Annotated in this window: 8 protein-coding genes; 3 read left to right on the forward strand and 5 right to left on the reverse strand. The window is 73.8% G+C overall.

Translation table 11 applies throughout. From position 1 onward, the window contains the following. The coding region (locus AB0M52_RS25970; protein WP_363958702.1) for a thioesterase domain-containing protein at window positions 1-227 on the forward strand (227 nt) is incomplete at its 5' end. Here the strand turns inward: AB0M52_RS25970 and AB0M52_RS25975 are convergent. The 5 genes from AB0M52_RS25975 to AB0M52_RS25995 form a co-directional block, all read right to left on the reverse strand. After that, on the reverse strand, window positions 202-1,803 hold the full coding sequence (locus AB0M52_RS25975) for an AMP-binding protein (protein WP_363958705.1): 1,602 nt from the start codon (window positions 1,801-1,803) through the stop codon (window positions 202-204). The two genes, AB0M52_RS25970 and AB0M52_RS25975, sit on opposite strands and share 26 nt — an antisense overlap. Next, the gene (locus AB0M52_RS25980) at window positions 1,800-2,825 is read right to left on the reverse strand and encodes a methyltransferase (RefSeq protein ID WP_363958708.1); all 1,026 of its coding nucleotides are present in this window, start codon (window positions 2,823-2,825) and stop codon (window positions 1,800-1,802) included. The genes AB0M52_RS25975 and AB0M52_RS25980 overlap by 4 nt, the downstream gene beginning before the upstream one ends. Window positions 2,826-2,893: 68 nt before the next feature. After that, on the reverse strand, window positions 2,894-4,000 hold the full coding sequence (locus tag AB0M52_RS25985; RefSeq protein WP_363958711.1) for an acyl-CoA dehydrogenase: 1,107 nt from the start codon (window positions 3,998-4,000) through the stop codon (window positions 2,894-2,896). Window positions 4,001-4,024: 24 nt separating this feature from the next. Continuing rightward, entirely contained in the window at window positions 4,025-5,161 is a 1,137-nt protein-coding gene (locus AB0M52_RS25990) for an acyl-CoA dehydrogenase family protein (protein ID WP_363958713.1), read from the reverse strand. A gap of 3 nt (window positions 5,162-5,164) precedes the next feature. Beyond that, a complete protein-coding gene (locus tag AB0M52_RS25995) occupies window positions 5,165-6,541 on the reverse strand; it encodes an NtaA/DmoA family FMN-dependent monooxygenase (RefSeq protein WP_363958716.1) in 1,377 nt (458 codons plus the stop codon). A gap of 116 nt (window positions 6,542-6,657) precedes the next feature. Between AB0M52_RS25995 and AB0M52_RS26000 the strand changes: the two genes are divergently transcribed. Continuing rightward, a complete protein-coding gene (locus tag AB0M52_RS26000) occupies window positions 6,658-7,146 on the forward strand; it encodes a VOC family protein (RefSeq protein WP_363958719.1) in 489 nt (162 codons plus the stop codon). 31 nt (window positions 7,147-7,177) lie between these two features. Further along, window positions 7,178-8,647, forward strand: a complete 1,470-nt coding sequence (locus AB0M52_RS26005) for an FAD-binding oxidoreductase (protein ID WP_363958722.1) — start codon at window positions 7,178-7,180, stop codon at window positions 8,645-8,647. The last annotated feature ends 88 nt before the right edge of the window (window positions 8,648-8,735 follow it).

An 8,735-nucleotide genomic window follows, 5' to 3' on the forward strand; every position in this document is an offset into this window, starting at 1 on the left:
GGCTGATCGAGAGCTACCGGCCGGTCGAGGGGGAGCCGTTGGCCACGCCGATCTCGGCGCTCGTCGGCGACGTGGACACCGAGGCGGCCGTGGACGAGGTGGCGGCCTGGGCGGGGTACACCCGGGCGGCCTTCGACCTCACCGTCTTCGACGGCGACCACTTCTACCTGGTGCCGCACCGGACGAAGGTGCTGGCCGGCGTCATCCGGAGCCTCGGCCTGCCGTGACCGGCCCGGCCGCGTCGGCCGATCCGGGCGGGGTGGGGCTTTCGACGAAAGTGCGCCACAGCAGGCGACGCTTCGGCTTGCCGCTGGTGGTCCGTGGCACGGTGCCCGCCGGCACCGACACGACGTGCACCGTCGCCTCCGGCACCAGCGGTAGCACCAGCCGGGGGATCCGGGGCAGCCACTCCGGCCGGGGATGTTCCAGGTGGACCACCACGGTCGGGGTGCCGGCCCGCAGACCGAGCACGGTGGCCAGCCGGCCGGGCGGCGCGTCCAGGGCCGCGCCGAGCGCCGCGTCGAGGTCCTCGGCGAAGACCGTGCGGCCGCGTACCTTCAGGCTGTCGCCGAGGCGGCCCAGCACGAACAGGTCCCCGTCGCGGAGGAAGCCGGCGTCGCCGGTGCGGACCGTGCCGTCGCCGAACGCGGTGCCGTCGGCGTAGCCGTCGGTGACTCCGGCCCCGCCGACCACGATCTCCCCGACGACACCGTCGTCGACCGGTCGGCCGTCGTCGTCGGTGACCGTCACCCGGGCCCCGGCCAGTGGCCCGCCGCAGCCCACCACCGGTACGCCGTCCGGCCCGGGCGCCTGTCGCCACCCGGAGCGCAGCGGCAGCCCGGTCACCGCCAGCGTCGCCTCCGCCAGCCCGTACGCGGGCAGCAGCGCCTCCCGGCGCAGCCCGTACGGGGCGAGCAGGTCGGCGAAGCGCTCCAGAGTGGACGGCTGGATCCGCTCGGCGCCGACGATGACCGCCCGCCACCGGGCGAGGTCCAGCCCGGCCAACTGCTCGGGGCGGACCCGGCGGACCACGTGCGCCAGGCCGAAGCCGGGCATCGCGGTCAGCCGGGCACCGTGCCGGCCGAAGCACTCCAGATAGCGGGTCGGCCGGCGGACGAACTCCGCGGGCGTGAGCAACCACAGGTCGGCGCCGGTGACGATCGGCGCCAGCAGGCATCCGACCAGGCCCATGTCGTGGTGCACCGGCAGCCAGGACGCGGTCGGGTCGTCCGGAGTCATCTCCAGCCACTCCCGGATGGCCGCGACGTTGGCCTCCAGCGCCGGATACGGCACCCGTACCCCGTGTACCGCACCGGTGGTGCCGGAGGTGAACTGGAGCAGTGCCAGCCGCGCCGGTTCGGCCGGGGACGCCTCGACCGCGTCGCCGGGCAGGTCCCCGACGTCGACCGTGGGCACCCCGGCGCGGGCCGCCGCCCGGGCGACCGCCGGTGCCGACCCGGGGTCGACCACCACCAGCCGGGGCCGCATCGCCGCCAGGGCGGTGGCCAGGTGCTCGGCGTACCGGTCGGGGTCGCCGAACGTCGCGGGCGGGGCGAGCGGCGACGCCGTCGCGCCGGCCAGCAGCGTGCCGAACAGGGTGCCGACGAACTCCGGGCCGGTGGGCAGCACCAGCCCCACCACGTCGCCCGGGCAGACCCCCCGCGCGGCGAGACCGGCGGCGTGGCCCCGGGCCAGCCCGGCCAGTCGGGGGTACGACCACCGGTCCCAGTCGCCGTCCGGGCGGGAGAACCGGATGCCCCGGTCGGCGCGCGGCGCGGCCAACCAGGACAGCAGCCCGGTCATGCCGGCCGGGCCTCGATCACCGGGAACATCGGCGTCGAGGTCGCCTCGACCAGTTCCAGCCCGGCCCCGGCCAGCAGGGCGCGCTGCTCGTCCAGGCTGCGTGCGCCGCCGGCGCTCAGCGTCAGCATCAGCATGTCCATCCGGCGGGCCAGCGGTGTGCTGTCCGCCTCGGACTGCCGCCCGGCCTCCAGGATGAACACCCGGCCCTGCGGGGACATGGCGGCCCGGATGCGCCGCAGCACGCCGGTGGCCTCCTCGTCGCTCCAGCTGTAGAGGATCCGCTTGAGCACGTACGCGTCGCCGCCGGCCGGGATGTCGTCGGTGAGGAAGCTGCCCGGCACGACGCGTACCCGGTCGGCGACACCGGCCGCGGCGAACGTCTCCGGTGCGTTCGCCACCACCCCGGGCAGGTCGAACAGCACCCCGTGCATCCGCGGGAAGCGGCCCAGCAGGTCACCCAGGAAGCGGCCGTTGCCGCCGCCGACGTCGACCACGGTGCCGAACCGGGACCAGTCCGAGGCACGCAGGATCGCCATCAGCTCCATGCCGGTGACGCCGCTCATCACCTTGTCGAAGGCCTCCCCGTCGGCGGGGTTGCGGCCGAAGTGGTCCCACATGCCGACGCCGTGCACCGCGTCGAACGCCCCCTCGCCGGTGCGCAGGGTGTGGTCCAGACCCTCCATCGCCCGGGTGCACACCACCGGCGACAGGAAGATGTCCCGGGCGGAGTACGGGTGGTCGGCGCGCAGCAGGTCGGCCATCGGGGTCAGCCCGAACTCGCCCGGCGCGACCTCGGCGAACAGGTCCCGGGTGGCCAGGTAGCGCAGCGCTTTGGTCAGCGCCGGCTCGTCGGCGCCGCAGGCGCGGGCCAGCTCGGCGGCGGGCAACGGCCCGTCGGCCAGCTGGTCGGCCACCCGCAGCAGGCAGACCGCCCGGATCGTGTACGGCAGCAGGTAGTCACCCACCTCCATGAGCCGCAGGATGGCCGGTACGTCGATCCCGGGACGTCGTCTCGTCAGCATCGCTGCTCCTTGTCAACTGGGTCGGTCACGCCGTCAACCGGGCCGGTCGCGCCGTCGGCGGTTCGGTGTCAGCTCGGTCCTGGCCGGGCGGCCAGCAGGTGGTCGGCGAGCGTGGCGAGGTGGATGGTGGTGGGCGTGTCGAAGCAGTCCAGCCAGAGCGCCCGGCGGTACCACCAGTGCAGCGGGTACTCCCAGGTCGCGCCGAGCCCGCCGGTGACCTGCAGGGCGTCCTCGCAGGCCCGCATCGCCGCCCGCCGGCCGGTGACCACCGCCTCGGCGTGGGCCCGCTCGACCTCGGCGGGGTCCGGGGCGTTCGCGGCCGACGCGCGGGCGTCGGGGGAGTTCGTGGCCGACGCGGTGGCGCCGAGCAGCCAGCAGGCCCGCAACGCCAGCGAGGTGGCCAGTTCCAGCGCCACGTAGCTGTCCGCCAACCGGTGCGCGACCGCCTGGTACGCCCCGATCGGCCGGCCGAACTGCACCCGGTCGCCGGCGTGCCGGCAGGCCAGGTCCAGGGCCCGCCGGGCCACCCCGACGGCCTCGCAGGCCAGCAGCGTGCTGCCGTGCCGGCGGGCGTCGGCCAGCGCCCGGCCGGCCGCGTCCGGGGCCACCAGCAGCTCACCCGGGGTGTCGGCGAAGCGCAGCCGGGCGGCGCCGCGCAACCGGTCCAGCGTGGGCTGCGGTTCGACGGACAGCCCGTCGGCCGGCGCCGGCACCGCGAACAGCGCGACGCCGGCGTCGGTGTCCGCGGCGACCACCAGGGCGGCGGCCGCCGTCGCGTCGGTGACCAGGGCGCGTACGCCGGTCAGCCGCCAGCCGTCCCGGTGCTGTAAGGCCCGGCAGCCACCACCGGCCGGGTCGTCCTGCCAAGCGAGGGTGAGCGGGCCGGGTGGCACCTGCACCCCGGCGGCCCGGTGGACCGGGTGGGCCAGGCCGACCGTGCTCCACCACGGCGTGGCAGCCAGGGCGTAGCCGCCCTCCTGGGCCAGCAGGCCCTTCTCCACCATGCCCAGGTCCGCGTCGCACCAGCCCTGCCGGCGCAGTAGCGGCCAGGCGTCCGGATCGCCGGCACCGGCGTCGGCCAGCCCGGCGACCCGGTCGGCCGGGTACCGGTCGGCGAGCAGCCGCGCGGCGGCGGCCTGCAGGTCGCGCTGCTCGTCGGTGAGGGCGAAGTCCATAATGGTCCTTTCCGGCCTGACGGCTCACCGGGTCCGGGGCAGACCGAGCACCCGTTCGGCGATGATGCCGCGCAGGATCTCCGAGGTGCCGCCCTCGATCGAGTTGGCCCGGCTGCGCAGCCGCAGGTGCTGCCAGTGACCGGCGGCGTGGCTGCCCGGGCCGTCCAGCACCGCCGCCGGGCCGAGCAGGCGCAGCGCGAACGCGGCCAGCCGCTGGTTGGTGACCGACCAGTGCAGCTTGAGGATCGAGCTCTCCGGCCCCGGCTTGCCGGTGCGGGCCAGCGCGGCCATCGTCCGTTGGCCGGTCCAGCGCAACCCCTGCAACTGCACGTGCAGGTCGGCCACCTCGGCCCGGACCGCCGGGTCGTCGGCCAGCCCGAGGTCGTGCACGGTACGCAGCAGCCGGTCGAACTCGACGGCCAGCCGGGCGGTGAGGGTGATGCCGAAGGTGCCGCGCTCGTGCGCGAGGGTGGTCATCGCGATTCGCCACCCCTCGCCGACCGGGCCGAGTACGCAGTCGCGGGGTACCGGCACGTCGGTCAGCACGATCTGGTTGAAATCGCTGTCGCCGGTGCTCTGCCGCAACGGCAGCACCTGCACGCCGGGGCTGCGCATGTCGACCAGCAGGCAGGTCAGCCCCGCGTGGCGGGTGGATCCGGGCTGGGTCCGGGCCAGCAGCAGGCACCAGTCGGCCTGGTGCGCGTACGACGACCAGACCTTCTCGCCGCTGACCAGCCACCCGTCCGCGGTGGCCACCGCGCGGGTGCGTACCGCGGCCAGGTCACTGCCGGCGTCAGGCTCGGAGAAGCCCTGGCAGAAGACGTACTCGCCGGAGAGGATCGGCTCCAGGAAGCGCCGCTGCTGCTCGGGTGTGCCGTGCGAGACGATGGTCGGGCCGACCATGCCCAGGCCGATCACGTTGACGTGGTCGGGTGCCTCGGCCAGCGCGCTCTCCTCGGCGTAGATGCCCTGGTAGGTGGGGGCCAGCCCGCGCCCGCCGTAGGCGGCCGGCCAGGTCAGCCCGGTGTAGCCGGCCGCGTGCAGCGCCTTCGTCCAGGCACCCGGCGACGCGTCTTCGCGGTGCCGGGGTACCTGCTCGGTCAGCCAGGCGCGCAGCTCGGCGCGGAAGGCGGCCTCCTCGGGGGAGTCGCGCAGGTCCACCGCTCACCCCTCCCGGGCGGCCACGGCGCGGGCCGGGTCGCGGAACGCGCGTACCCCGGCGCCGAAGTACCGTTCGCGCAGGGTGGTCTCCGCCGGGTCGTACGCGGTGCGGAACAGCCCGCGTCGTTGCAGCTCCGGCACGAGCAGGTCGCAGATGTCGTCGATGCCGTCCGACGGTGGGCAGGGAATCAGGTTGAACCCGTCCACGTCGGCCACGGTGAGCCACTGCTCCATCCGGTCGGCGACCTGCTCGGCGGTGCCGAACAGGGTGACCGGTGCGTCCACCCGGGGCCGGCGGGGCCGGGAGACGAGATACTTCACGTCGCCGACCGTCCAGGTGCGGTCCGGGGTGAGCTTGCGCAGGAAGCCGAGGAACGAGTGGCTGGCCTGGCTACGGATCTGGTCGACCGGGGTCTCGTCGGGGAAGGCGGCCAGGTCGATGTCCATCCAGCCGCACCACTTGGCCAGCTGCCCCTCGCTGCTCCACAGCGTGTTGTACGCCTCCGCCTTGGCCTTGGCCTCGGCCCGGTCCCGGCCGACCATCACCATGGTGCCCTGCAACGCCTTCACCATGCCCGGGTCCCGGCCGTGCCGGGCCGCCGCGGCGCGCAGGGCGGCCACCGGCTCCGCGCCGGAGGTCGGGTCGGCCAGGGTCAGGAAGACCACCTCGGCGTGCCGGGCGGCGAACTCGACGCCCCGGGGCGAGGAGCCCGCCTGGTAGAGCACGGGGGTGCGCTGCGGGGAGGGCTCGCACTGGTGCGGACCACGGACGGTGAACCACCTGCCCTGGTGGTCGATCTCGCGGACCTTGGTGGGATCGGTGAAGATATCGCGCTCGGCGTCCCGGACCACCGCGTCGGCGTCCCAGCTGTCCTCCCACAACGCGCGGGCGACCTGGACGTACTCGTCGGCGCGGTCGTAGCGCTCGTCGTGGTCGAGGTAGTCGCCGAGGCCGTTGGCGGTGGCCGAGCGCAGGTAGGAGGTGACGATGTTCCAGCCGACCCGCCCGCCGGTGAGGTGGTCCAGCGAGGAGAACAGCCGGGCGCACTCGTAGGGGGAGTGGTAGGTGGTGGAGTAGGTGATCGCGAAGCCGAGGTGCCGGGTGGCCGCCGCGGCCGCCGAGAGCAGCAGCGCCGGGTCGATCGAGGGGATCTGCACCGCGTGCCGGACCGCCGGCGCCCAGGAGCCCCGGTAGACGTCGTACACGCCGTGTATGTCGGCGAAGAACAGCGCGTCGATGCAGGCCGCCTCCAGCTGGCGGGCCCGCGAAACCCAGTACTCCAGGGACCGGTAGCCGGTGGCGGTGCGGTCGCCGGGGACTCTCCACATGCCCTTGAACTGCGGTGACGGGGAGCACTGGGTGAACACGTTCAGATGCATGCCCGGTTCCTCACATCCGTTCCGGCCGGTACCGGCGGCCACGCTGCCAGGTGACGACACGCTACCGGGTGATGCCGACAACACGCCACACCCAAGATACGAGTAAGGCCACTATGATGCGTCGTGTGCCCAAACTCAACGGCAGCACCCACGTCAACCTGACCGTGCGCGACCTGGACCGCAGCACCGAGTGGTACTGCCGGGTCATGGACTTCACCGTCGTCCGGGATGCGACACCCGCCGAGTCCGGGTTCACCTTCCGCACGCTGATCCACCGGCAGTCGCTCGCCGCCATCGTGCTCGGCCAGGCGGTCGAGCCGGACCCGGCGCCCTTCGACGAACGGCGGGTCGGCCTGCACCACCTCGGCTACCACGTGCCCGACCGCGCCGAACTGGACCGGTGGGCCGCCCACCTCGACACGGTCGGTGCCGAGCACTCCGGGGTCCGCGAGCTGTTCCTGGAGGCCGGCTACGGCATCTGGCTTCGCGACCCGGACAACATCTGGCTGGAGTTCTACTGGCTCAACGCCGACTACTTCATGGACCGGCTGCGCCAGCAGCGCCGGGCCGAGCGAGCGGCGCGGACCGCCGCCGGCACGCGTTGATTGTAGGGTCTTGCCGAACACAACACACGCTGTGGATAGTGGGTTGCGGGCCGCCGCCGGCGTGGACGTGTGCACCGACGACTTGGAGACCGACGTGGAAGAGACCCGGAACAGCGTCTACTGGCACGACACCGAGCCGGTCGAGGTCGGTGAACCCCTCGACGGCGACGCGAGCTGCGACATCTGCATCGTCGGCGCCGGGTACACCGGCCTGTGGGCGGCGCACTTCCTCGCCGAGGCCGAGCCCTCGGCCGACATCCGGGTGCTGGAGGCCGAGGCGGTGGGCAGCGGCGCGTCCAGCGCCAACGGCGGGTTCGTCGGGCTCACCGCCGGCAAGGTGCTGCGCCGGCTGTTGTGGTACTACGGCCGGGAGAAGGCCGCCGGCGTCTACCGCACCGGCGCCCGGTCCATCATCGACATCGGCCGGTTCTGCCGCCAGTACGGCATCGACGCCGACTTCGCGATGAACGGCATGCTCCAGGTGGTCACCGACCGCAAGCAACTGGCCCGGCTCGAACTTCAGGTCAAGCGCAGCGAGCGCACCGGCCTGCGCGGCTCGTTCAAGCTGCTGGGCCGCGACGAGGCCCAGCAACGCATCGGCTCGGAGCAGGTGCTCGGCGCGCTGCGGACCACCGGTGCGCTGGTCAACCCGCACCGGCTGGCGCAGGGCCTGGCCCGGGTGGTACGTGAGCAGGGCGTCAGCATCCACGAGCGGACCCCGGTCATCGAGGTACGCAAGGTCGGCAACCGCTACCGGGTGACCACCCCGACCGGCACGGTGACCGCGAACGAGGTCGTCCTCGCCACCAACGCCTGGCAGCACAGCTTCGCGCAGACCCACACCAAGGTCATGCCGGTGTGGAACTACCTGATGGTGACCGAGCCGCTGACCGACGCGCAGCTGGCCCGGGTCGCCTGGCCCGGCCGGGAGGGGGTCAGCAACTCGCTGTCTTTCGCCCACGCCGCCCGGCTGACCGCCGACAACCGGGTCGTCTGGTCCGGCGGCCGGTGGTACTACTTCGACCAGCGGGACACCGACCGGGGCCACATCCGCAACGACGCCGCCTACCGCGACCTGCGCGAGTCCTTCGTCCGGTTCTTCCCGGCCTGGCGCGACGTGCGGTTCAGCCACGCCTTCGGCGGGCCGATCGGCTGGAGCCGCACCTTCATCCCACAGTTCGGCCGCACCGGCGACGGCCTGGTCTACGGGCACGGCTACACGGGCAACGGGATCGCGCCCAGCCACACCGGCGGGAAGATCCTGCGTGACCTGGTGCTGCGCCGCGACACCGAGTACACCGAGCTGGCCTTCGTCACCGTCAACCAGCCCAAGTTCGCCAAGGGCGCCATGGGTGACAAGGGCGCGCACCTGTTCATCTGGCGGCAGGAGACCGGCGACCGGCTGCCGCTGCTGCTGCCGCACTCGGCCGCGCTGGCGCCGCGGGCGTTCTTCGCGGCCCGCGCCGCGCGCCGGGCCCGGATGGCCGGCGCCGACCGCTGACCCGTCGACCCCAGACGTCGTCGGAGTAGAGCGACTTGTGCCCGCCCGCCTCCGACACCGCGCGCTCGATCTCCCGGTTGACGTCGCC

The sequence above is a fragment of the Micromonospora sp. NPDC051296 genome (genome assembly GCF_040682255.1).
Lineage (GTDB): Bacteria > Actinomycetota > Actinomycetes > Mycobacteriales > Micromonosporaceae > Micromonospora > Micromonospora craterilacus.